The sequence below is a fragment of the Sphingomonas qilianensis genome, assembly GCF_039614825.1.
GTDB lineage: Bacteria > Pseudomonadota > Alphaproteobacteria > Sphingomonadales > Sphingomonadaceae > Sphingomonas > Sphingomonas qilianensis.
In genome coordinates, this window is record NZ_JBDIMF010000008.1 from 76,686 (window position 1) to 97,729 (window position 21,044).

Consider the following 21,044-nt stretch of genomic DNA (forward strand, 5'->3'; position numbering starts at 1 on the left):
AGGCGATCAGCCCCGCCCACCCAAATCCGCGGACGCCCCGGTCAGGGGGTCGTGGACGTACCCATCGCGGCGCCGCCCGTGGTGGACGTGACCGCGCTATTCGCCCCGGCCCGCTGCGGACCGTCCAGCCAGTTGAAGCGATCAGTGCTAAGCAAGATGAAGTGGATCAGCAGCGCCAGCACCAACAGGAAGACAAACAAGGCGACGAGCGAACGCCGCGGATCGAAGATCAGCCAGATTCTCCACATGATGTGGTTCCTCTCGTTAAGTTGAAGGGGTCAGGGCTGGATCACAGCCACGGCCGCCAGTTCCACACCAGCACGTGCGCGATGATCGCCACCACCGTGAAGATCAGGAAGCTCATGATGAAAAGCTTGTGAAATTCCTTGGCCTCTTCCTGGGTCAGGTAGGTTCCCGGCCCCATCCTTTCGTCTCTTTCTCTCAGATCGCTCATGTTACGTCTCCGTTACTCTTGACGAGGACAGGAGCGTGAAACTGCGCTCCCTGCATCCGCGCGGGCCGGATGCCCGCAGGGATTGGATGGCCCGCAGCGATCCGTGGTGGATCAGGCGGGAATGGCGGATCGCGCTCATGATGCGCGGCTTTCGAGGATGGCGCGCGCGAGCCGCTCGGGCGTGACGCTAGGCTCGCCGGCGCGGCGCGCGGCGCGCTCGGCGGCGTCGCGGATGCGCTTGGCCATCGAGATGCGCACCAGCACGGGCGCACGCTCGACCTCGGCGTCGAAGTCGCTCTTGGCGGCATCGTCCCACGCAACCTCGCGCTCGATCCGTGCGGGCGTCGCCTCGGCCTGGTCGAGCTGCCCGGCGAGCGGCAGGATGTGGAAGAGCGCATCGAACAGCGCGTTGCACACTTCCTGGATCAGATAGGTCGCGCCGGCATAGCCCATGAACGGCGTGCCGGTGTGGCGGCGGATGATCGCGCCCGGGAAGCTCGCCGGGATGTACACGCCGCGCGCGCCGGCTTCGGCCATGTACATGCGCTCGTTGAAGCTGCCGAACACGATCAAGGGCGGGTTGGTCCGGATCGCCTCGATCACCGCATGGTTGTCGGGCTTGACCCCCGCCGATCGGCTGAACGCGAAATGACAGGGCAGGCCCATGTCGGTTTCGAGGAAATTGCGGATGCCCCGCGCGTACGTGTCGGTGGCGACGATGCCGAAGCTTGCCGTGCCGAAGAAATCCTGCGTGACCGAGCGCCACAGATCCCAGAGCGGCTTGATCGTCGTGTGCTTCTCGCGCGCGATGAACGGTTCGGGGTCGAGATCGAGCAGTTCGCCGAGCTTGCGCAGGAACAGGGTGGTCGATTCCAGCCCGATCGGCGCCTGCAAATACGGCCGCTCCAGCGCCTCGCACAGCCCGCGCCCGAACTCGCGGTACAGGCAGACGTTGACGCGCGCATCAGCGAGTTTTCGGACATCGGCGAGGTGACTGCCGAGCGGAAAGACCATGCCGATTTCGGCGCCGATGCCCTCGATCAGCCGGCGGATCTCGGCGAGGTCGGACGGCATGTTGAAGCTGCCGTACATCGGGCCGATGATGTTGACTTTCGGCCGCTCGCCGTCCTTGAGCGGGCGCAGCGCAGGGACCTTTTTCGGGCCGAACTGGGTCCACAGCCAGGTCAACGCACGGTCGCCCGACTGCCATTGATCCTCGTCGATCGTCCGCGGCAGGAAGCGCTGGATATTGGTGCCCTCGGGGGTCACGCCGCCACCGATCATCTCGGCGATCGAGCCGGTGACGACCACCGCGGGCAGATCGGGGTCGAGCGTCGCCCAGGCGCGCTTCATCGCGCCTTCGGTGCCGTCGCGGCCGAGCTCCTGTTCGCCGAGACCCGTGACGACGATCGGAAGTTCGTGCGGTGGTAGCGCGTCGGTATAATGCAGCACCGAGGTGACCGGCAGGTTCTCGCAGCCGACGGGGCCGTCGATGATGACCTGCAGCCCCTTGATCGCGGTGAACGCGTAGACCGCGCCCCAATAGCCGCCGGCGCGATCATGATCGAGGATCAGCGTCATACCCTGCCCTCCCGCCCGAACACGCCGTCATGCTGAACTCGTTTCAGCATCCACCGCGCAACAACGGCAGTCCGCCCGTGTTGCGCGGTGGACCCTGAAACAAGTTCAGGGTGACGGGGGAGAAGGAGGCCGCTCATGACCCCACGCTCTCTTCCGCCTTGGCGGCGGCGATGCGTTTGGCGGCGTATTTGGCCTTGAATTCGGGCCGCTCGACGGGCGTGTGATCCCACACGCCGGCCGCCGCGCCGGATCCGACGCCCTCGAAAAAGGCGCTCATCCGATCGAACCGCGCCTGATTGGCGAGCGCGGCATTGACCACCAGCGCCAGGCTCCCCGCCCCCGCCGGCCCCATCAGCGGCCGCGCCGAGATGAGGTTGGTGAAATACAGCGCCGGGATCGCGCGCTGCTTGGCATGCTGCACCACCGGCGTGGTGCCGATCGCCAGATCGGGGCCGAATTCGTCGACCGCCGCCAGATCCTGTTCGAGGCTCGCGCGGTACTGGATGCGCACGCCGCGTGCCGCGAGCCAGTCGCGGTCCGGCTCGGACCAGATTGTCCGCGGACAGGCGGTGCCGACATAGGGCACGTCCGCACCGCTCTCGATCAGCAGCCGTGCGACGAGCAGTTCGGAGCCCTCATAGCCCGAAACGGTGATGCGGCCCGCTATGGGTCTGGCGGCGAGCGCACCACGAATGGCAGGGACGAAGCGGTCCTTGGCCGCATCGACCTTCCCCTGAGCGATACCGCATGCCGCGCCGATCGCGTCGAGCCACGCCGCCGTCCCCTCCGCGCCGACCGGCGCCGAACCCACCACCGTGCGCCCCGCCGCTTCGAATTCGCGGACGCTGGCAGTATAGAACGGATGGATCGCCGCGACTGCGGCGCAATCGAGCGCGCCGTACAGCTCGCGCCATTCGCGCGTCGGAACAACCGGGCCGGCGGCGAGCCCCAGCGGCTCGAGCAACAGCCCGATGCCCGGCGGGTCGGCCGGGAACATCTCGCCGAGCAGCGTGATCGTCGGGCGATCCGGGCGCTGCTTGGGCGCGGCGACGGGCCCCTGCTCCGCCTCCTTGCGCGCATAGCTCAGCATCGCGCCGGCAAGCACGTCCTTCGCCTCGGCATGCGTCGGCACGCCGAAACCGGGCACGTCGATGCCGATCACGCGAACGCCGTTGATCTGGTCGGGCAGCAATTGCAGCGGCACGCCCGACGCGGTCGGCACGCACAGGTTGGTGACGATGATCGTGTCGTACAAAGCGGGGTCGGCGAGCTGATGCACCGCATCGCGAATATCTTCGAACAGTTTGCCGGTGACGAGCGTCTCGGACGAGAAGGGCACATAGCCGACGCTGCGCTTGGCGCCGTAGAAATGCGACGTGAAGGTCAGGCCGTACACGCAGCAGGCGGAACCGGACAGGATCGTCGCGGTGCGCCGCATGCGCAGCCCGACGCGCAAGGATCCGAAGGCGGGGCACATCGATTGCGGCTGATCGTGCGGGCCCCGGGCGCGATCGACCGGGTAATCGGCGTCATAGCGAGCGAGGACATCGGACTTACCGGCCAGTTCAGCGGCGTCGCGGAGCACTCCGCCATTCGAGCAACCGCCTGTCCCGGCTGCGGCGCCGGACGGCGTCAGATCGATCCGGTCGCGATCGCGGGTGGGGGTGTCCGTCGCCACGATCAGACCGCGTCGTACACGACTTCGAGCGTCGGCTTGGGCACATAGGCCACGCCGCGCATATCCGCCTGGTTCGCCGGCTTCAGCGTATAATCGGCGCCCGTCACATCCGCCGAGAACAGCCCGAGCAGCCCATCCTGATCCAGCGGCGTCGGCCGCAGCGGCGGCGCACTCGCGACATTCTCGGCGAGTTGCTCGAACAGCGATGCCCATTGCCCGCCAGGCTTGCCGATAATCTGGTAATTGGCGCTCTTCTTGCGAATATCCTCGTTGGCCGGGATTGCGGTGAGCACCGGGATGCCGACCGCCGCGGCAAACGCGTTCGCCTCGCCGGTGCCGTCGTCCTTGTTGAGGATCATGCCGGCGACGCCGACATTGCCGCCCATCTTGCGGAAATATTCGACCGCCTTGCACACGTTGTTCGCAACGTAGAGCGATTGCAGATCGTTCGAGGCGACGACGATGACCTTCTGGCACATGTCGCGCGCGATCGGCAGACCAAAGCCGCCGCACACCACATCGCCCAGGAAATCAAGCAGAACGTAATCGAAGCCCCATTCGTGGAAGCCCAATTTCTCGAGCGTCTCGAACCCGTGGATGATGCCGCGCCCGCCGCAACCGCGCCCGACCTCGGGCCCGCCCAGTTCCATCGCGAACACGCCGTCCCGCTGGAAGCACACATCCTCGATGCCAATCTCTTCGCCCGCCAGCTTCTTGCGCGAGCTTGTCTCGATGATCGTGGGGGTCGATTTGCCGCCGAACAGCAGGCTGGTCGTATCGCTCTTGGGGTCGCAGCCGATCAGCAGCACGCGCTTGCCCTGCTGCGCCATCATGTAGCTGAGATTGGCCAGCGCGAACGACTTGCCCGAGCCACCTTTGCCATAGATCGCGATGATCTGGGTTTCCTTGGTGATCGGGCCGGTATGCACCGGATCGGGCTCGTGCGCCGCCTCGTCGCGCAGCCGCGCCGGATCGAACATGCTCATATCGCTCTCCAATCGAGCACCATCTTGCGGCATTCGGGGTCGGTAAAGGCCTGCGGATATGCGTCCAGCGCCTGCGACGCGGGGCGGGCATGGCTGATCAGCCCGTCGAGCTCGAGCAGCCCGGTATCGATCAGCGCCAGCGTCGCGGCAATATCGGCCGAGGTGAATTCGGCAGCGATGCGCAGCTTTGCTTCCCGCATGAACGCCGCCGGAAAGGCGAACGACAGGCGATCGTAAAACCCGGCCAGCACGATCTCGCCGCCCTTAGCGAGCCGGCCGATGGCCAGATCGAGCACGTCCGTCGCGCCGCTGGCATCGCATATCGAAGCATAATCGCGCCGGCTGTCATCGGTTGGATCGACCACGTCATAACCAAGCGCCGCGCGACGCTGCGGGTTGGTTTCCCAAACCAACGGCGCATCGCCGCCACACGCCACGGCGATGCGCGCGATCAGGCTGCCGAGAATACCATGCCCGATCACCAGTTCCGGCACGCCGCCTACGGCAATGGCGTGGTGCGCCGTCGCCGCCAGCGCCAGCAGGATCCCGTCAGCACCGAGCGACTCGCGGATCGGAATAGCGCGTGCCGCGGGCAGCACGACCCGCCGCGCGGTGCCACCGAACAGCCCGCGCGCCTGTTCGTAACAATTGGCCCCCGGCACGAACACCCACTCGCCAATCCGCCCGCGCGCACCGACGCCGGCGTCCACGATGCGCCCGACCGATTCGTATCCGGGGACGAGCGGATAGCCCATGCCGGGGAAATCGGGCATGCGCCCGGTCCACAGCAATTTCTCGGTGCCCGAGCTGATCCCGCTCCAGTCGATCTCAACGCAGACGTCCGCCGGGGCCATCGCAGTGAGCGCCAAGGCGCGCAATGCCAGCCGTTCCGGTGCTTCCAGAATGACCGCCACTGCGTCCATAAGATCGTCTCCTCGCGGGTTCTATATGAACCTCATAAGCTGTAGAGTGATCTAGACATTACCTATTGTCAACTAGATTGGACAGTTCATTTAATTGCGACAACCAGACTGGTGGTGATCGGCATCGCGGTCCGGCGCTGCCGCGCTGAGCGGAAGCCCGCCGCTATCAGCATGGCGCGGATCTCGCTCGCGCTGCGCGGCCGTCCTGACCCCATGGCAAGCAGATAGAAGCCGAAATAGGCATCGCCGACGCGCACCGCGCCCGGCGCCTGCGCCATCGGTTCGATGATGATCAGCACGCCGCCGGACGGGAGCGCCGCGTGGATGGCGCGTAGCAACGCCAGCGCCAGCGTGTCATCATGATCATGCAGCACGCGCACCAACGAGACGATGTCATACCCCTCAGGCAACGGATCTCGCAGAAAATCGCCGCCCACAAACGTGGTGCGGTCCGCCAGCCCCATCGACTCGAAGCGCGCGCGCGCGCGCGCGATGACCGGGGGCAGATCGAACAACCCCAGTTGCAAACACGGCACGCGCGCGGCCACTGCTCGCAGAAACGCCCCTTCGCCTCCTCCGACATCGAGCAGCCGCCGATGCCGATCAAAGCGATACGCATCGATCGCCTGCCCCGCGACCAGCGGTTGCGACGCCGCCATCAGCGCCGAATAAGCAGCGACATCCGACCCGCTTTGCCCCGCCGACTCGGCATAATGCCACAGCCCTGACAGCGCGCCTCCACCCCCGCCGCGCCGCAACAGGCCAAGCGGATCGGCGAGATCGGCATAGAGCAGATGATGATGCGCGATCATCTCACTGATCCCGCCATTGCCGAGCAGCGCCGCACCCGCGCTGCCCAGCGCCCAGCCCGCCCCCAGCGGCTCGACCAGCCCGAGCGCCGCAGCCGCGCGCAACAGCCGCTCGGCACCCGCCAGCGGCACATCGATCCGCACGGCAAGCTCGGCGCTGGCGTGTGGCCGCTCGGCCAGCAACCGCAACACGCCGCTTTCCACGCATGCCGCCAGGATCTGCGAATAGCTAAAACCGGCCACCAGATCGAACAGCGCCGTCGCCCGACGGCGCGCGATCGGGCGCGTCAACCAGCAGCGCTGCGCGAAACGCTGGAACCGTGGTGACGCCAGCACATGGTTGCGCCAGCCGATCCATCGACCCCGCAATCCCCAATATTTCAAAATAGCCGGATTCATGTGTCCACATTTGTGGACACGTGTTAGCATCGCGTCAATCGGAGGAATGCCGATGGCGAGCGAGAACGTGGTGGTGATCGGAGCGGGGGTCGGCGGACTGGTCAGCGCCGCGCTGCTGGCTGCGCGTGGCCACGCGGTGACGGTGGTCGAGGCGCAAGCGACGCCCGGCGGCAAGCTGCGCACGCTCACCGCCGAGGGCGCCGCAATCGACGCCGGCCCCACCGTCTTCACGCTGCGCCACATATTCGAAGACATCTTTGCGGCCTGCGGTGACAGCCTCGATCGCCATCTGACGATGCGCCCTGCGCGCACGCTGGCGCGTCACGCCTGGGGCGATGCGCGGCTCGATCTGTTCGCCGATCGTGTGGCCAGCGAGGCCGCGATCGGCGACTTTGCCGGCGCGCGCGCGGCGCAGGGCTACCGCGCGTTCTGCGCCGAAGCGCAGCGATTATACGACGCGCTCGACGCGCCGTTGCTACGCCAATCCAAGCCTGATCCGCTCACGCTTGGCTGGCGCATGGGCGCGCGCGGCTTCGCCGATTATTGTACGCTCCGGCCTTACACCGCGCTGTGGCGCACGTTGGGCGACTATTTCGCCGACCCCCGGCTGCGTCAGTTATTCGGCCGTTATGCCACTTATGCCGGCTCATCGCCCTTCGCCTGCCCGGCTACGCTGATGCTGATCGCGCATGTCGAGGCACGCGGCGTGTGGCTGATTGAAGGCGGGATGCATCGACTGGCCGGCGCACTCGAGGCGCTGGGCCGGCAACAAGGCGCACGCTATCGTTACGCCTCGCCAGTGCACGAGATCCTGGTGGCACGCGGCCGCGCCGCTGGCGTGATGCTGGCCAGCGGCGAGCACATCCCCGCAAGCACGATCATCTGCAACGCCGACCCCGCCGCGCTCGCCGCTGGCCGCTTCGGCGCCGCGGTGCGCCACGCGGTCACCGCGACGCCCCGCGCCCGCCGCTCGCTCAGCGCGATGGTGTGGACCGGGCAGGCCACCATATCCGGCTTCCCGCTCGCACGGCACAACGTGTTTTTCTCCGACGATTACCCGGCGGAATTTGCCGCGCTCGCCGCCGGGCGGCTCGCGGACGCGCCCAGCATCTATGTCTGCGCGCAGGACCGCGCCGATGCAGCCGCGCCCCCGCCGGGCGCAGAGCGCATCCAAGTCATCGTCAACGCCCCCGCCACCGGCGACAGCGCCGCATTCACGCCACAGGAGATCGAGACATGCACGGAACGGATGCTGGACGGCGTTTCGCGGGCGGGGCTTTCGCTCGATCTGGCGCCCTCGACGGTGCTGACGACACCGAGCGACTTCGACACCCTGTGTCCGTCGACGGGTGGAGCCCTTTATGGACCGGCCTCGCACGGGTGGGCGGCCTCCTTCCGCCGGCAGGGCAGCCGGACACGGATCGCTGGGCTTTATTGCGCGGGCGGGAGCACGCACCCCGGCGCGGGCGTCCCGATGGCGGCGCTTTCCGGCCAACTAGCCGTCGAATGCCTGCTCAAGGACCGCGCTTCGATGTCCGTGTCGATCCCGGCGGCTATGCCTGGTGGTATATCGACGCGACCAGCGAAGACGGCGCCCACGGCCTGACCATCATCGCCTTTGTCGGCAGCGTGTTCTCGCCTTATTACAAGCTCAGCGGGCGCAGGCGCCCCGACAACCATTGCGCGATCAACATAGCGCTGACCGGCCCGCGCGGCAGCGCCTGGGCGATGACCGAGCGCCCCGCGCACCGCGTGCACCGCGATGCGGATTATTTCGCCGTCGGCCCCAGCGCGATGCGCTGGGACGGCGATACGATGGTGATCGATATTGCGGAGATCTCCGCACCCCTGCCCTATAGAGTGCGCGGCACAGTGCGCGTGCGGCCCGGGATGATCGGCACCACCGCGTTCGCGCTCGATCCCCTGGGGCGGCACCGCTGGCATCCGGTGGCGCCGCGCGCGCTGGTCGAGGTCGAGATGACGCATCCGGACCTGCGCTGGTCGGGGCCGGGCTATTTCGATTCCAACTTCGGCGATGAGCCGCTGGAGGACGGGTTCGATGATTGGCATTGGTCGCGCGCGCATCTGAAAAACGATGTCGCGGTGCTGTATGAGGGGCGACGGCGCGATGGCACGCCGTTCGATCTCGCGCTCAAGTTCGATGCGCAGGGGCGCTGGCACGATGTCGTCCAGCCCGCCGCCGCGGCGTTGCCGCGCACCGGCTGGCTGGTCAAGCGCGCGACCCGTGCCGATGCGGGATACGATCCCCGCGTGATCAAGACATGGATCGACGCGCCGTTCTACGCGCGCTCGGCGCTGTCGACGCGCCTGTTCGGCGAGGACGTCCGCGCGGTGCACGAAAGCCTAGCGCTGGGGCGTTTCCGCTCACCGATCGTCCAGTCGATGCTCCCCTACCGGATGCCGCGCGCGTTGTGGTGACGCGCTTTCTGCTGTCTTGGCCGCTTTCTTGTCCTTCGCGATCTCGCGATTGACCGACACCAACTGCCACAGGCAGAACAGGACGACCGGCACGCCGGCAATGGCCAGATCGAACAGGCTGAAATAATCGCGCATCAGCGTTCCCTCACAAAGTCGTGGATCATCGTGGCGATCGGCGCGGGGCGTTCCTCATGCGCCAGATGCCCCAGCGCGGCGATCGTCTCCAGCCGGCCGTTGCCAACGAGTGCCGCCGCGGCACGCGCGCTGGCCAGCGGGATCGCCGCATCCGCCGCGCCATGCACCAGCAGCATCGGCGTCTGCAGCCGCGAGAGATCGCGCCGCAGGGCGGAAAGGTCCCAAGCCGCCATCATTCCGATCGCGCCGGCGCAATGCCCAGCGGTGGCGAACAGCCGTTCGTAGCAGCGCACGCCTGCGGCATCGATCCGCGACCCCGTGCTGCGCTGCAGGAAGCGCGCGGTTTCGCCGGGGGTGCGCGCCATCCGTGCGAACAGATGCGGCGCCAGCGGGTTGACGAACAAGGCGCGCGCCAGCGTGGGGAACAGCTTAGCAGCCAGCCCCGGGAAAGGGAGCAGCGCGGCGCTCAGCCCGACCAGCGCGCGTGGATTGGCCAGCCCGTCGATCGCCATGCGCGCGGCAATCGCCGCGCCGGCGGAATGGCCGACGATCACCGCCGGCGCAAGCTCAAGCGTGCGCAGCAGATCGGCCACCGCCCGCGCCATGGCCGGCATTGACAGGCCGCCCACCGGGCGACCGCCAGTAAAGCCATGGCCGGGCAGATCGAGCGCCACGACGCGAAACTGCGTGGCGAGCAGTGGCGCCAGCGCGCGCCAGCTGTGCGTCGCCGCGCCGGTGCCGTGGAGCAGCAACAAAACGGGCGCGTCTGCCGCGCCGAACAGCTGGACATGCCAGCGCAGCCGCCCGGCGGCGACGAAGCGGCTGGCGGCGCGATGCGGCCAATCACGCCCCTCGACCGACCAGTGCGGCGCGCTCATGCCGGCTGCACCGCGCGCACCGCGGCGTGCATCCTGGCGGCATCGGCGCGCGGCAGCGGCAGATAGCGTGCGCGCATCGCCGCGGCCAGCGCGGCGCCTTCGGGCCCCGGCCGCGCGGAAATATCGAGGAACGCGGCGGCGATCCCCGCCGCGCCGATCACCTTGGCCGCAGCGGTGGCATCGGCGGTTGCCGTAGCGCGCACCGCGCTGCCATCGGCGGCGATATTGGCGCGGCCATCAGTCAGCACGACGAGAAACGGCGTGCGCCCCCGCGATCGTGCCGCCTCCGCCAGATCATACGCCGCGCGCAGGCCCGCCGCGAGCGGCGTGCCGCCGCCGCCGGGCAGTTCGGCGAGCGATCGCCGTGCACGCACCAGCGAGCGCGTCGGGGGCAGCAGCACCTCGGCGGTGGTGCCGCGAAACGCGATCAGGGCCACTTGCGCGCGCTTTACGTAGGCCTCGCCGAGCAACAGCTCGACCGCACCTTTCGCCTCGGCCAGCCGTGCCAAAGCCGACGAGCCCGAGGCATCGACGGCGAAGATCGTCACCGCTTCCGCGCGCGTTTCGAACCGGCGGATGCGCAGATCGTCGCGCCGCACCGCCACACGCCCGGCCGCGCCCAGATCCCCGACGTTGCGCAGCCGCTGCCACGGCGCCGCGGCGCGCAGCGTATCGATCAGGCTCAGCCGCCGCCCCCCGCCCGGCAGCCCTGCGCGCGCGCCCTGCGGCCGACCGCGCGCGCCGGATTTGCGCCGCTCGCCCGCGCCCTGCGTGTTGCTGGCGCGGCGGCGTCCGGCACCCCCGGAGGCGATCTTGGCGAGCAGATCCCTGGGCAAGGCCGCCAACGCCGCCGCCAATACGATATCGTCGATCGGCCCGGGCTCGCCGCGTTCTTCCTCACCAGCGTCGCCCTCGGGCGGCGGCGGCGGCGGCTGCTGCTCGGCGGGCGCTTCCTCGGTGGCGGGCACGCGCGTCGCGCGCGGGGCCAGCACCAGCCGTGCCGCCAGCACGATATCCGCATCGATCACCACGTCGCGCCCCGCCAGCCGCGCCGCCGCCCGCGCCGCGCGCAGGGCAAACAGCGATGCCCGCGCCGAACCGACGCCCAGCACCGCCGCAGTAGCGACCAAGGCACGCGCCACCGCCGCGTCATCCGGGATAGGGTCCGCGTGCGCCCCTTCTTCCGTCCCCGTTGGCGCTTGGGGAGCGTGTGATTGCGGATCGAGTCCGGAATGATGGCAGTCGGTAAGATCAAGCCAGAAGGCCAGTCGCTCCGCCAGCGCGGCGGGCGCGCGCTCGTCGGGCTCGATCCCGTCGTCCAACGCCACGGTGACGAAGCGCGCCTCACTCCGCAGCGTCATCCCATCCCGCTCGACCAAAACCGCGCCGCTATCGATTACCGCCGCCAGCCGCCCCGCGACGGCATCGGACAAGCGCTCGGCCATCGGCACCACCACGACGCCGGCATTCGCCTCGGCCAGCAGTCCCGTGCGGGACACGGCGCTGCCGCGCGCCAGCGTGGCGGTCAGATCGATCCCACCGAGTAGCCGCTCGTCATCGATATGCGCCGGCATGCGGCGCAGCGGCGCGGCGCCACGCATTGCGCCCCGCAGCGCCGCGATGACGGAGTCACGCAGTTCGCCGCCGCCGCGCAGGATCATCCCGCCCAGGGCCGGGTCGACGGCGCAGAGGCGCGCCGCGGTCAGCGCGTCGCCCAAGGGATCGGGCGGCTCGTCGCCCGCCGGTGTCATGCCGCCAGCTCTTCCAGCGCCCGCTCGATACGGACGGTCGAGCCCGTCTCGTCGAGCACGTTGCGGCGCAGGCGGTGGCGCAGCGCCATCGGCGCCACCGTCGCGATATGCTGCTGTGTCACCACCGCCGCCCCGTCGAGTGCGGCCAGCGCGCGCGCGGCGCGCATCAGCGTCAATTCGCCGCGGAGCCCGTCCGCGCCGACCGCGATGCACAACCGCGAGGCGAAGATCAGTACCGCCTCCGGCAACTCGACATCCGCCAAGGCCGCGCGGCCGCGCGCGATTGTCTTGAGCGTGCGGCGCTCATGTCGTGCCCAAACCGCGCCAAACGCGTCCGGCTCACGTTCGAACGCATCACACCGCTTGAGGATTTCCACCCGCTGCGCAAGCTCCTGGGGCGTGCGCACCTCGACCGACAGGCCGAAGCGATCGAGCAATTGCGGGCGCAGTTCGCCTTCTTCCGGATTGCCGCTGCCGATGAGCACGAAGCGCGCCGGATGACGCACGCTAAGCCCTTCGCGTTCGACCACATTCTCGCCCGATGCGGCGACATCAAGGAGCAAATCGACGATATGGTCCTCGAGCAGATTGACCTCGTCGATATAGAGGAAACCGCCATTGGCGCGCGCGAGAAGCCCCGGTTCGAACGCCTTGACCCCTGCCCCCAAGGCGCGCTCCAGATCAAGCGCGCCAACGACGCGGTCTTCCGTCGCGCCCAACGGCAGATCCACGAACGGCACGGGCACTTTGCCTTTGCGCGGCGTGCCGTCCTGATAGCCCGCGTCTGTTGCGGAGATGCTCGGCAACAACGCGGCAAGCGCGCGCACGGCGGTCGATTTGCCTGTGCCGCGATCGCCGAACACCATCACCCCGCCGATCCGCGCATCAACTGCGGCGATCAGCAACGCGCGTTTCATGTCGTCCTGGCCGACGATCGCGGAAAAGGGGAAGGACACACGCACCACCAATGTGTAACACGCACTGGACACTGGGCAAGATGGACAATGCAATGTGGATACCGATTGCCGTTGCCGCAGGCGGGGCCGTGCTGCTGGGCGTGGTCGGCGGGCTGATGACGCCGATCGGGCCGTGGTATCGCGATCTCCGCAAGCCGCGGCTGCAGCCGCCCAACTGGCTGTTCGGCCCGGCCTGGACAATCATCCTGGGGCTTGCCGCCTGGTCCGCGGTGATCGCGTGGAACGCCGCCACTGATGATGCGACGCGCACGCGCGTGATCATCCTGTTCGCGGTCAACGCATTATTCCATCTGTTGTGGAGCCCGCTGTTCTTCCGCGCGCGGCGGCCCGATTGGGCGCTGATCGAGGTGGTGTTTCTGTGGGCCTCGCTGGTCGCGCTGGTGCTTGGCTTATGGCCGATCTCGCACAGCGCCAGCCTGTTGATCCTGCCCTACCTGTTATGGGTCAGCTTTGCCGCGTGGCTCAATAGTGCGATCGTGCGGCTCAATCGTCCGTTTACCTAAGATCATTTGGCCGCACGGCAAGATCGGCGTATGATGCGGCGACATCACAAGAAACATGGCGAGACAATAATCGGAGAGTAATCATGGCCACGCTGCAGCACACCGCCGCCTTTCCAGCGAGCGAGCTTACGGAAGTCCGCAAGATCACGGTCAGCGACCTGAACTGGGCGCTCGCGGAAGGATGGAAGGATTTCCTGGCCAAGCGCGGCGATCTGATTGTTATTGGCTTGCTCTATCCCGTCATCTGCCTGGTTGCCGCCGTCGTTACGTTCAACGATCCCCTGCTGCCGCTATTCTTTCCCTTGGTCGCCGGGCTGTCGATCCTCGGCCCCGCCGCTGCTTCCGGTTTCTACGAACTGGCGCGCCGCCGTGAAGAGAACCGCGACTCGAGTTGGTGGCATTTCCTCGATCCGCTCAACGGCCGCAGCCGCCTGCCGCTGGCGATGCTGACCGCTGGGTTGGCCGCGTTAATGGTCGGCTGGCTGGTCACCGCTTATGCCATCTATGATCTGACGTTCGGGGCGGACCAGCCACTGCGCATCGGCGACGTGTTCGGTCGCTTGTTTACCACCGAAGCCGGCTGGACGCTGATCATCCTCGGCAATCTCGCCGGTGCGCCATTCGCAATCGCGACTTTGGTCTTTGCGCTCGTCTCATTTCCGATGGTGGTCGATCGACCGGTCGATGCCGGACTCGCGGTGCGAACCTCGCTGGCGGCAGCGCGAAAAAATCCGCGCGAGGTATTCGGCTGGGGTTTGCGCGTCGCCGGGCTGCTCTTTCTCGGCCTTCTGCCGCTGGCGATCGGCTTGGCCGTGGTGCTGCCATGGCTCGGATATGCGACATGGCATTTGTACACCCGGCTCGTCGTGCGCCCGGACTGACCGAACGTTTGCGACCGGCGGACCCATGATCGCTCGATAGCGCCAGCGGTCGCGCCGCCACGCCCTTGTGCGCTGGCGCGCGACGCGTTAGGGGGCCCGCATTCGCCTGGACCCGGTGCAATTCCGGGTGGCTCTTCCGGCCGCCGATCCGCCGGACAACGCACGTCGCCTTGCCCTACTACCGCCATGCCCTGGCGCCGGCATTGCAGCGACATCTGCGGATACCATCATCATCATGACTCCCACACTCTCGCGCTACACGCACGAATGGTTCAGCAGCGTCGGCGCCGCGCGCCGCGACATTCTCGCCGGCATGGTCGGCACGTTCGCTCTCATCCCCGAAGTCATCGCCTTTTCGGTGGTTGCCGGGATCGACCCCGAGGTCGGCCTGTTCGCCTCGTTCGTCATCGGCATCGTCATCGCCTTTGCCGGTGGTCGCCCGGCGATGATTTCAGGCGCGGCCGGATCGGTCGCTTTGGTCGCCGCCGCTTTGGTCCACAGCCATGGCCTGTCCTATCTGCTCGCGGCCACGATCCTCGCAGGGGTGTTCCAGATCATCTTCGGGTTGCTCAAGCTCGATATATTGATGCGCTTTGTCTCCCGCTCGGTGCGCACCGGCTTCGTCAATGCGCTGGCCATCCTGATCTTCTCGGCGCAGGTGCCGCAAATGATCGGCGTGACGTGGCACACCTACGCCATGATCGCCGGCGGACTGGCGATCATCTATCTGCTGCCGAGACTGACGACGGCAATCCCCTCACCCCTGATCTGCATCCTGGTGCTGACCGCGGTGAGCATCGCCTTCCCCATGCCGGTTCACACGATTGCCGATCTCGGCCGCCTCCCTGCCAGCCTGCCCAGCTTTGCGCTGCCCGGCGTCGCGCTGGCGTGGGAGACGCTGCGCATCATCGCGCCCTATGCGCTGGCCATGGCGGCGGTCGGGCTGCTCGAATCGATGATGACCGCGCGCGTCGTCGACGATCTGACCGAAACGACCAGTTCCCAGGCGCGCGAATGCACCGGGCTGGGCCTCGCCAACATCGCCGCCGGGCTGTTCGGCGGGATCGCCGGCTGCGGCATGGTCGGCCAGACGGTGGGCAATGTGCGCTATGGCGGGCGTGGTCGCCTCTCGACCCTGGTCGCCGGCGTGTTCCTGCTGGTGGTGATGGTGCCGCTCAGGCCATGGGTTGCGCAAATTCCCGTCGCGGCGTTGGTCGCGGTGATGATCATGGTGTCGATCAGCACCTTCTCCTGGTCGTCGCTCGGGGATCTTGCGCGCCATCCCAAAGTTTCGGGCGCGGTGATGCTTGCGACGGTCGCCGTCACCGTGGCAACGCATGATCTTTCCGCCGGCGTCTGCGTCGGCGTGCTGCTCAGCGGCGTGTTCTTCGCCTTCAAGGTCACGCGCCTGATGGATGTGCGCGACGCTTATGAGGCGGCGACGGATACCCGCATCTACACGGTCAGCGGGCAGATCTTCTTCGCCAGCGCGGAGATCTTCGCCGACCGCTTCGACCTGCGCGACAGCGCCGCCAACGTGCGCATCGATCTCACGGCGGCGCATTTGTGGGACGTGACCGCGGTCGGCGCGCTGGAGGATGTCGTGTCGCGCATGCGCCGCCACGGCATCGCGGTCGACCTGATCGGGCTCAACGCGGCCAGCGCGGTGCTGGTCGACCGGCATGCCCCTGCGCTGGGCACGCCGGGGCCGCTGGCAACCTGAGCGGCGGGCTCAGCGTTTCGGCGCGAAGCGGATATTGGCGGTGCCGGCCACCTGGACGGGCAGGAACAAGCCCTGCCCGGTGACCCTGATCGGGCCGTTGCGGACATCGGTGATATCGGCGGACAGCACGAAATCGCCTTCGCGATGCCCGGCGATGGCGCGCCGCGCGGCGATCAGCACCTTGTTGTAATCGCGCGCGAAATCGTGCGTCAGCGCATCGCGGATATTGGCCTGCACGCCGACATCGTCGAACAGCGAGATCAGCAGATTGACCGCCTGGCTGTCGCTACGCCCGGCGATGCGCACGTCGCGCGCGCGCACGATCTGAGAATTTTCGGCATTATACGGCAAGGCGGAGAGCCAGATTTCGCCGCTGGTCGCCGGCAGCACGCCGCTCCGCGCCTTGACCTTGGTCTGCACGCCGACAGCGATATAGCCATTCTCCGTGGCATAGATCGTGACCTTGCCGAACTGCGCATCGACCGGGCCGATCCCCGCCAGATCGATGCCCTTGGCGGCAAGCTTGCGCAGCGCGCGCTGCACGACCGGTTCGAGCTGCGCATAATCGGCCAGCACCGGGATGAAGAAGCGCAGCGCGCGAGGGCCGATCTGCGGCGCGGGCGGCGGCAATGGCGTGGGCACGGGATCGGTCGGGCGATTGCCGACGAACGTCTCGGTCAATGCCTCGGCGGCGAGTTGCAGCTCGATGCGGTCGCCGGCGATACGATAACCGCCAAAGCCCAGCCGGCGCGGCGTGATGCGCATCCAGGCCGGCGGGCGTTCGCGGTTGAGCTGGATCGCGGTAAAGCCCTGACGCCATGCCTGCGCGAGATGATCGCGCGCGCGCAGCTTGGCCAGTTCACGCGGCAGATCACGCTCCAGCCCCGCGATTACACCCTTGAGCTTGGCATCGGCCTTTTCTGCGAAGCGGATGCGCTGCCCGAGAAAGTCGATGCCCGGCGGCTCGGTCCAGTCATAGGCGAGATCGACCTTGGCCACCGGCGACCAATTGCCATCGAGCGATAGCTTTGCCGTCGCGCGCACGATCGCTGCACCAGTGGCGGTTTCCTGCTTGATGATACCACCGACATCGCGCGCGCTGATCTCGGCCGTGATCGGCATGGCGATGGTCAGCGTATCGCCGCTGCCGCCGAGCCGTATCCGCCCGCGCCGCACGTGCCCCACGATGCGGCAGGCCAGCGTCGGGGTGACTTTCACCGCTTTGCCGAACAGTTTGACCTGCTTGCCGGGTACGCAGCGCGGCTCGGCCTTGTCGATGCGCCACAATTCGGTCGGCGTGCGTGCGTCGAGCTGCTGTTCGAGCGCACTGAGCGAGACGGAGACGGGTACGACGATGGTGGACGATTGCGAGGGCAGTTCCGCCGCAGTGTCGATCCGTGGCGGTGCGACACTGCCCTTGTCCCGGTTACACGCAGAAACGCCCAGGGCGATAACGAAAAGCGGAGCAATGCGAGCAGCGATCATGCTGGCAATCTAACGCGCAATATCAAGACTTGCGCGATATTTCCTGAAAGGCTGGCTGACCGAGTAGCGACGCTATCATAGATCAAACAATTAAATGCCTGAGCAACCAAGCCGTTTCCGGCGGCCGGCGCGTTGCACTGCCGAACCATTCTCGGAGCATATCATGAACTCGATCCCACCGGTCACGGTCGCCTGATGGCGTTGACCTTGAAGCCGCTGGCCAGCCAGGTCATGCTGATCACCGGCGCCAGCTCCGGCATCGGCCTGGTCACGGCGCGCGCGGCGGCGCGCAAAGGCGCGCGCGTCATGCTGGTGGCGCGTAACGAAGCCGCGTTGCTGGAAGCAACGGCGGGGATCGTGAACGAAGGACATGAAGCCGCTTTTGCCGTGGCCGATGTGCGCTCGATCGATCAGCTGCGCGACGCTGCGGCGGCGGCGGTCGCGCGCTTCGGGCGGATCGATAGCTGGATCAATTGCGCGGGTGTCGCGCTGTACGCCACGCTCGCCGATACGCCGGAGGACGAGCATCAGCAGCTGTTCCAGACCAATTATTTCGGCATGGTGCATGGCTCGCTCGTTGCCGTCGAGCATCTGCGGAATGCCGGCGGGGCGCTGATCACCATCGGCTCGATCGCGGGCGACATCCCCGCGCCGATCATGGGCGCTTATGCCGCCTCGAAACATGCAGTGAAGGGCTATACAGAATCGCTGCGGATCGAAATCAACGCCGATCAGCTGCCCATCTCGGTCACGCTGATCAAGCCGGCCGGGATCGATACGCCGATCGCGGGCCATGCCGCCAATCACGTGGAAGGCGAGGCGCTGATCCCGGCGCCGCTTTATGCCCCCGATCTGGTGGCCGATGCGATCCTGGAGGCGGCGGTGACGCCTCGGCTGTCGATCACCGTGGGGGGGACCGGCCGCGCGCAGGTGTTACTCGGCACGCATTTTCCCGGGCTGCTGGCGAGGTTCGGCGGGTTGATGATGCCGATGCTGTCGGATCCGCAACAGGCCAAGACGCCGGGCTCGAATCTCGATCATCCCCTCAACGACGGCGTCGAGCGGTCGGACAACCAGCTTGGCCGGCGCTTCAGCCTGTACGCCGTGGCGCGGAAGCCGGGCGTCGGGGTTGCCCTGCTCGCCATCACCACGCTCGCGGCGGTCGCCGTCGCGCGGCGTCGCCCATCCTCAGGAGAAACGACATGACCGATTCCACCAGCCGCCGCGATGTCCTCAAGGGCAGCGCCATCGCCGGCGCCGGCCTCGCCGCCGCCCCCGTCCTCGCTCAAGGAACACGCCCGATGATGACCGACCCGCAAACCAAATATACGACAGAACCATTCAAGGAACAGCCGCAGAAATGGCCGGCGCTGCAACGCGAGATGAAGCCGGTGCCCGATTCGGGCGAGGCGAGCTATCGCGGCTCGGGCAAATTGCAGGGCATGAAGGCGCTTGTCACCGGCGGTGATTCGGGCATCGGCCGCGCCGCGGTGATCGCCTTCTCGCGCGAGGGCGCCGATGTGGCGATCAATTACTATCCGACCGAGGAGCCCGATGCGCAGGATGTCGCCAAGCTGCTGCGCGGCGAAGGTCGCAAGGTTGTGCTGATCCCCGGCGATCTGACGGACGAGAAATTCTGCACGCAGTTAATCGCCAAGGCTAACAAGGAGTTGGGCGGGCTCGATATCCTCGTCAACAATGCCGCCTATCAGCAATCCAAGGCGTCGATCGCCGAGATCAGTTCGGAACAGTTCGATCGCACGATGAAGACCAATGTCTATGCCACGTTCTGGCTAAGCAAAGCTGCCGCGCCACTGATGAAGCCCGGCTCGTCGATCATCAACACCGCCTCGGTCAACTCGTTCGATCCGGGCGAGGAGTTGCTCGATTACGCCACCACCAAGGGCGCCATCGAGATCTTCACCAAAGGGCTCGCCAAGCAGCTGGCCAAGAAGGGCATCCGTGTCAACGCCGTGGCCCCTGGGCCGGTATGGACGCCGCTGCAGGTCGCCGGCGGGCAATTGCCCGGCAAGCTGGGTGAATTCGGGCAGGACACGCCGCTGGGCCGTGCCGGTCAGCCGGCCGAACTGGCCTCGCTTTACGTTACGCTGGCCGATCCCGGCACCAGCTTCACCAGCGGCAGCGTGTTTGGCTCCACCGGGGGCACCGGCACAGTCTAAATCGGCGACGCAGCGAGCAGGGCGGCGGCGGAAACGATCCGCACCGCCCTGCCCGCCTGTGCCTTCTGCCATTGCGGGTCGCGCGCCAGCGCGCGCGGATCGGGATCGCCCGCGATCACTAATAGCGTCGTGGTGCTGCCCACCGCGGTCATGATGCGCGCCCCGATCGCAGCAAGACGGTGGGCGAGTGGCCCATCGCGCGGCTCACCGACTATCACCACGCGCTCGCCGGATAGCGCCCCATGCCCAGCGGCGCGTGGCGCAACGCCGGCCTTGCGCGGTGGCGCCAGCCACTCCTGCAGCGACAGGCCGGTATGATCGATCGCTTTTACCACCACCCAGCCGGCGGCGCGCGCATCGCTCAATGCATCGTGATGCTGATGCGAGATGCCGAGATAGCGCGCGAGATTGCCAAGCTTGTGATTGGGTAGATCAGGCCAGGCGCGCTTGGCCACGCGCACGCTATCCAGCCAGGTCGTGGCAATGGCGGGCCGATCGTACACACGACACGCGGCCGCCAGCGCGCCCTTGTCAAAATACGAGTGCGCCACGGTCGTCTGCCCGGCGAGATGGCGATCGACCAATGCGTGCACCTCGCCGAAACATGGCTGCCCGACCACGTGATGCGCGGCAATCCCGTGTATCTGCGTGTTGAAAGCGTGGAAGTCGTCGCGCGGATCGACAAGTGTTTCGTATGCGAACACCTCCCGGCCGCCGGCAAAGCCGACAATACCGATCTGGCAGATGCTGCTGGATCGCGCGCACGCCGTCTCGACATCGATCACCACGAAATCGAGCTGTGCGGCGGGCGGCGTGGGCGGGGTGTTCAACATTGCAGCGCTGTACACGCGGAGCACGGCGATGCCCAATTGCTGCCCCTAACCCGGGGCATCCGTCGCAACGAGTTCGACGATCTCGAAGGTATGGCGGCGCCATCCGCGTTGCATCGCGGCTTCGCCAAGCGCGTTGCGCTTCTTTTTTGCTTCGACGAGCGATTTGACGTGCCCCCAAAAGACTTCGCTTTTCCCATTCTGGAGCACCGCCACGATGCGCCAGTAATGCGTAAACGGCGCCGTAGTGGGTCCAATCGTTTTAACATAACCATCCGGCAACATTGCCGTCAGATACCGCTTTTTAGCCATCACTATGGATCCTGAACGGAAGAATGATCCTTACAACCTCTTACAATATTACAGTAAAATAGCAGATTTAATGCCGCACGAATAGATATTATTTTTGAAATAATGCATAAAACATCAGTT

The 21,044-nt window shown here is 66.9% G+C and carries 21 protein-coding genes and 1 other annotated feature; of the genes, 7 read left to right on the forward strand and 14 right to left on the reverse strand.

Features of this window, described 5'->3' with window-relative positions; translation table 11 throughout:
* Positions 1-41: 41 nt before the first annotated feature.
* The 7 genes from pufA to ABC969_RS16045 form a co-directional block, all read right to left on the reverse strand.
* Positions 42-248, reverse strand: coding sequence for a light-harvesting antenna LH1, alpha subunit (gene pufA, locus ABC969_RS16015; RefSeq protein WP_345866163.1), 207 nt, complete (start codon positions 246-248; stop codon positions 42-44).
* 41 nt (positions 249-289) lie between these two features.
* Complete coding sequence (pufB, locus tag ABC969_RS16020) at positions 290-454, reverse strand: light-harvesting antenna LH1, beta subunit (RefSeq protein WP_345866164.1); 165 nt, start codon at positions 452-454, stop codon at positions 290-292.
* 135 nt (positions 455-589) lie between these two features.
* Positions 590-2,035 (reverse strand): chlorophyllide a reductase subunit Z, encoded by a 1,446-nt coding sequence (gene bchZ / locus ABC969_RS16025; protein ID WP_345866165.1) that lies wholly within the window; start codon positions 2,033-2,035, stop codon positions 590-592.
* Between the two features lie 133 nt (positions 2,036-2,168).
* Positions 2,169-3,713, reverse strand: coding sequence for a chlorophyllide a reductase subunit Y (gene bchY / locus ABC969_RS16030; RefSeq protein WP_380808918.1), 1,545 nt, complete (start codon positions 3,711-3,713; stop codon positions 2,169-2,171).
* Positions 3,714-3,715: 2 nt separating this feature from the next.
* Positions 3,716-4,699 carry a chlorophyllide a reductase iron protein subunit X gene (locus ABC969_RS16035; RefSeq protein WP_345866166.1) on the reverse strand — a complete coding sequence of 328 codons (984 nt, stop codon included), beginning with the start codon at positions 4,697-4,699 and terminating at the stop codon, positions 3,716-3,718.
* The gene (gene bchC / locus ABC969_RS16040; protein ID WP_345866167.1) at positions 4,696-5,622 is read right to left on the reverse strand and encodes a chlorophyll synthesis pathway protein BchC; all 927 of its coding nucleotides are present in this window, start codon (positions 5,620-5,622) and stop codon (positions 4,696-4,698) included. The genes ABC969_RS16035 and bchC overlap by 4 nt, the downstream gene beginning before the upstream one ends.
* Positions 5,623-5,708: 86 nt before the next feature.
* Positions 5,709-6,830, reverse strand: a complete 1,122-nt coding sequence (locus ABC969_RS16045) for a methyltransferase (RefSeq protein WP_345866168.1) — start codon at positions 6,828-6,830, stop codon at positions 5,709-5,711.
* A gap of 52 nt (positions 6,831-6,882) precedes the next feature.
* Here ABC969_RS16045 and crtD point away from each other — a divergent pair, with 52 nt between their 5' ends.
* Positions 6,883-8,436, forward strand: coding sequence for a 1-hydroxycarotenoid 3,4-desaturase CrtD (crtD, locus tag ABC969_RS16050; protein WP_345866169.1), 1,554 nt, complete (start codon positions 6,883-6,885; stop codon positions 8,434-8,436).
* Complete coding sequence (locus ABC969_RS16055; RefSeq protein ID WP_345866170.1) at positions 8,337-9,269, forward strand: hydratase; 933 nt, start codon at positions 8,337-8,339, stop codon at positions 9,267-9,269. Before crtD ends, ABC969_RS16055 begins: the two co-directional genes overlap by 100 nt.
* Here the strand turns inward: ABC969_RS16055 and ABC969_RS16060 are convergent.
* Genes ABC969_RS16060 through ABC969_RS16075 form a run of 4 tightly spaced genes read right to left on the reverse strand, consistent with a single transcriptional unit; the run spans position 9,216 to position 12,995 of the window.
* Positions 9,216-9,404 (reverse strand): hypothetical protein, encoded by a 189-nt coding sequence (locus tag ABC969_RS16060; RefSeq protein ID WP_345866171.1) that lies wholly within the window; start codon positions 9,402-9,404, stop codon positions 9,216-9,218. The genes ABC969_RS16055 and ABC969_RS16060 overlap by 54 nt on opposite strands.
* Positions 9,404-10,282 (reverse strand): alpha/beta fold hydrolase BchO, encoded by an 879-nt coding sequence (gene bchO / locus ABC969_RS16065; protein ID WP_345866172.1) that lies wholly within the window; start codon positions 10,280-10,282, stop codon positions 9,404-9,406. Before bchO ends, ABC969_RS16060 begins: the two co-directional genes overlap by 1 nt.
* On the reverse strand, positions 10,279-12,033 hold the full coding sequence (locus ABC969_RS16070) for a magnesium chelatase subunit D (protein WP_345866173.1): 1,755 nt from the start codon (positions 12,031-12,033) through the stop codon (positions 10,279-10,281). Before ABC969_RS16070 ends, bchO begins: the two co-directional genes overlap by 4 nt.
* Entirely contained in the window at positions 12,030-12,995 is a 966-nt protein-coding gene (locus tag ABC969_RS16075; protein ID WP_345866174.1) for a magnesium chelatase ATPase subunit I, read from the reverse strand. The genes ABC969_RS16070 and ABC969_RS16075 overlap by 4 nt, the downstream gene beginning before the upstream one ends.
* A gap of 47 nt (positions 12,996-13,042) precedes the next feature.
* Between ABC969_RS16075 and ABC969_RS16080 the strand changes: the two genes are divergently transcribed.
* The 3 genes from ABC969_RS16080 (at position 13,043) to ABC969_RS16090 (ending at position 16,117) form a co-directional block, all read left to right on the forward strand.
* Positions 13,043-13,513 carry a TspO/MBR family protein gene (locus ABC969_RS16080; RefSeq protein ID WP_345866175.1) on the forward strand — a complete coding sequence of 157 codons (471 nt, stop codon included), beginning with the start codon at positions 13,043-13,045 and terminating at the stop codon, positions 13,511-13,513.
* Positions 13,514-13,596: 83 nt separating this feature from the next.
* Positions 13,597-14,394, forward strand: coding sequence for a DUF2189 domain-containing protein (locus tag ABC969_RS16085; protein WP_345866176.1), 798 nt, complete (start codon positions 13,597-13,599; stop codon positions 14,392-14,394).
* A 105-nt stretch (positions 14,395-14,499) separates the two neighbouring features.
* Positions 14,500-14,555 (forward strand) — a sequence feature (sul1 is cis-regulatory element that is thought to sense ions involved in sulfur or methionine metabolism; They are found in Alphaproteobacteria).
* 74 nt (positions 14,556-14,629) lie between these two features.
* Positions 14,630-16,117, forward strand: coding sequence for a SulP family inorganic anion transporter (locus tag ABC969_RS16090; RefSeq protein ID WP_345866177.1), 1,488 nt, complete (start codon positions 14,630-14,632; stop codon positions 16,115-16,117).
* A gap of 9 nt (positions 16,118-16,126) precedes the next feature.
* Here ABC969_RS16090 and ABC969_RS16095 read toward each other — a convergent pair whose 3' ends face one another.
* The gene (locus tag ABC969_RS16095; RefSeq protein ID WP_345866178.1) at positions 16,127-17,602 is read right to left on the reverse strand and encodes a DUF4403 family protein; all 1,476 of its coding nucleotides are present in this window, start codon (positions 17,600-17,602) and stop codon (positions 16,127-16,129) included.
* Between the two features lie 195 nt (positions 17,603-17,797).
* Between ABC969_RS16095 and ABC969_RS16100 the strand changes: the two genes are divergently transcribed.
* Positions 17,798-18,808: an SDR family oxidoreductase gene (locus tag ABC969_RS16100; protein WP_345866179.1), complete on the forward strand. Its 1,011-nt coding sequence runs from the start codon at positions 17,798-17,800 to the stop codon at positions 18,806-18,808.
* Positions 18,805-19,782: an SDR family oxidoreductase gene (locus tag ABC969_RS16105; protein WP_345866180.1), complete on the forward strand. Its 978-nt coding sequence runs from the start codon at positions 18,805-18,807 to the stop codon at positions 19,780-19,782. Before ABC969_RS16100 ends, ABC969_RS16105 begins: the two co-directional genes overlap by 4 nt.
* Here ABC969_RS16105 and ABC969_RS16110 read toward each other — a convergent pair.
* Entirely contained in the window at positions 19,779-20,615 is an 837-nt protein-coding gene (locus ABC969_RS16110) for an exonuclease domain-containing protein (RefSeq protein WP_345866181.1), read from the reverse strand. The genes ABC969_RS16105 and ABC969_RS16110 overlap by 4 nt on opposite strands.
* Positions 20,616-20,660: 45 nt before the next feature.
* Positions 20,661-20,924 (reverse strand): hypothetical protein, encoded by a 264-nt coding sequence (locus tag ABC969_RS16115; RefSeq protein WP_380808924.1) that lies wholly within the window; start codon positions 20,922-20,924, stop codon positions 20,661-20,663.
* Between the last annotated feature and the right edge of the window lie 120 nt (positions 20,925-21,044).

Bases quoted from the DNA above. Each gene is read 5' to 3' on its own strand.
- bchO (WP_345866172.1), bottom strand. From the start codon at position 10,282: ATGAGCGCGCCGCACTGGTCGGTCGAGGGGCGTGATTGGCCGCATCGC.
- ABC969_RS16070 (WP_345866173.1), bottom strand. From the start codon at position 12,033: ATGACACCGGCGGGCGACGAGCCGCCCGATCCCTTGGGCGACGCGCTG.
- bchZ (WP_345866165.1), bottom strand. From the start codon at position 2,035: ATGACGCTGATCCTCGATCATGATCGCGCCGGCGGCTATTGGGGCGCG.
- pufB (WP_345866164.1), bottom strand. From the start codon at position 454: ATGAGCGATCTGAGAGAAAGAGACGAAAGGATGGGGCCGGGAACCTAC.
- ABC969_RS16115 (WP_380808924.1), bottom strand. From the start codon at position 20,924: ATGGCTAAAAAGCGGTATCTGACGGCAATGTTGCCGGATGGTTATGTT.
- ABC969_RS16105 (WP_345866180.1), top strand. From the start codon at position 18,805: ATGACCGATTCCACCAGCCGCCGCGATGTCCTCAAGGGCAGCGCCATC.
- ABC969_RS16045 (WP_345866168.1), bottom strand. From the start codon at position 6,830: ATGAATCCGGCTATTTTGAAATATTGGGGATTGCGGGGTCGATGGATC.
- ABC969_RS16095 (WP_345866178.1), bottom strand. From the start codon at position 17,602: ATGATCGCTGCTCGCATTGCTCCGCTTTTCGTTATCGCCCTGGGCGTT.
- ABC969_RS16085 (WP_345866176.1), top strand. From the start codon at position 13,597: ATGGCCACGCTGCAGCACACCGCCGCCTTTCCAGCGAGCGAGCTTACG.
- pufA (WP_345866163.1), bottom strand. From the start codon at position 248: ATGTGGAGAATCTGGCTGATCTTCGATCCGCGGCGTTCGCTCGTCGCC.
- crtD (WP_345866169.1), top strand. From the start codon at position 6,883: ATGGCGAGCGAGAACGTGGTGGTGATCGGAGCGGGGGTCGGCGGACTG.
- ABC969_RS16110 (WP_345866181.1), bottom strand. From the start codon at position 20,615: ATGTTGAACACCCCGCCCACGCCGCCCGCCGCACAGCTCGATTTCGTG.
- ABC969_RS16055 (WP_345866170.1), top strand. From the start codon at position 8,337: ATGCCTGCTCAAGGACCGCGCTTCGATGTCCGTGTCGATCCCGGCGGC.
- ABC969_RS16035 (WP_345866166.1), bottom strand. From the start codon at position 4,699: ATGAGCATGTTCGATCCGGCGCGGCTGCGCGACGAGGCGGCGCACGAG.
- bchC (WP_345866167.1), bottom strand. From the start codon at position 5,622: ATGGACGCAGTGGCGGTCATTCTGGAAGCACCGGAACGGCTGGCATTG.
- ABC969_RS16080 (WP_345866175.1), top strand. From the start codon at position 13,043: ATGTGGATACCGATTGCCGTTGCCGCAGGCGGGGCCGTGCTGCTGGGC.
- ABC969_RS16100 (WP_345866179.1), top strand. From the start codon at position 17,798: ATGGCGTTGACCTTGAAGCCGCTGGCCAGCCAGGTCATGCTGATCACC.
- ABC969_RS16090 (WP_345866177.1), top strand. From the start codon at position 14,630: ATGACTCCCACACTCTCGCGCTACACGCACGAATGGTTCAGCAGCGTC.
- ABC969_RS16060 (WP_345866171.1), bottom strand. From the start codon at position 9,404: ATGCGCGATTATTTCAGCCTGTTCGATCTGGCCATTGCCGGCGTGCCG.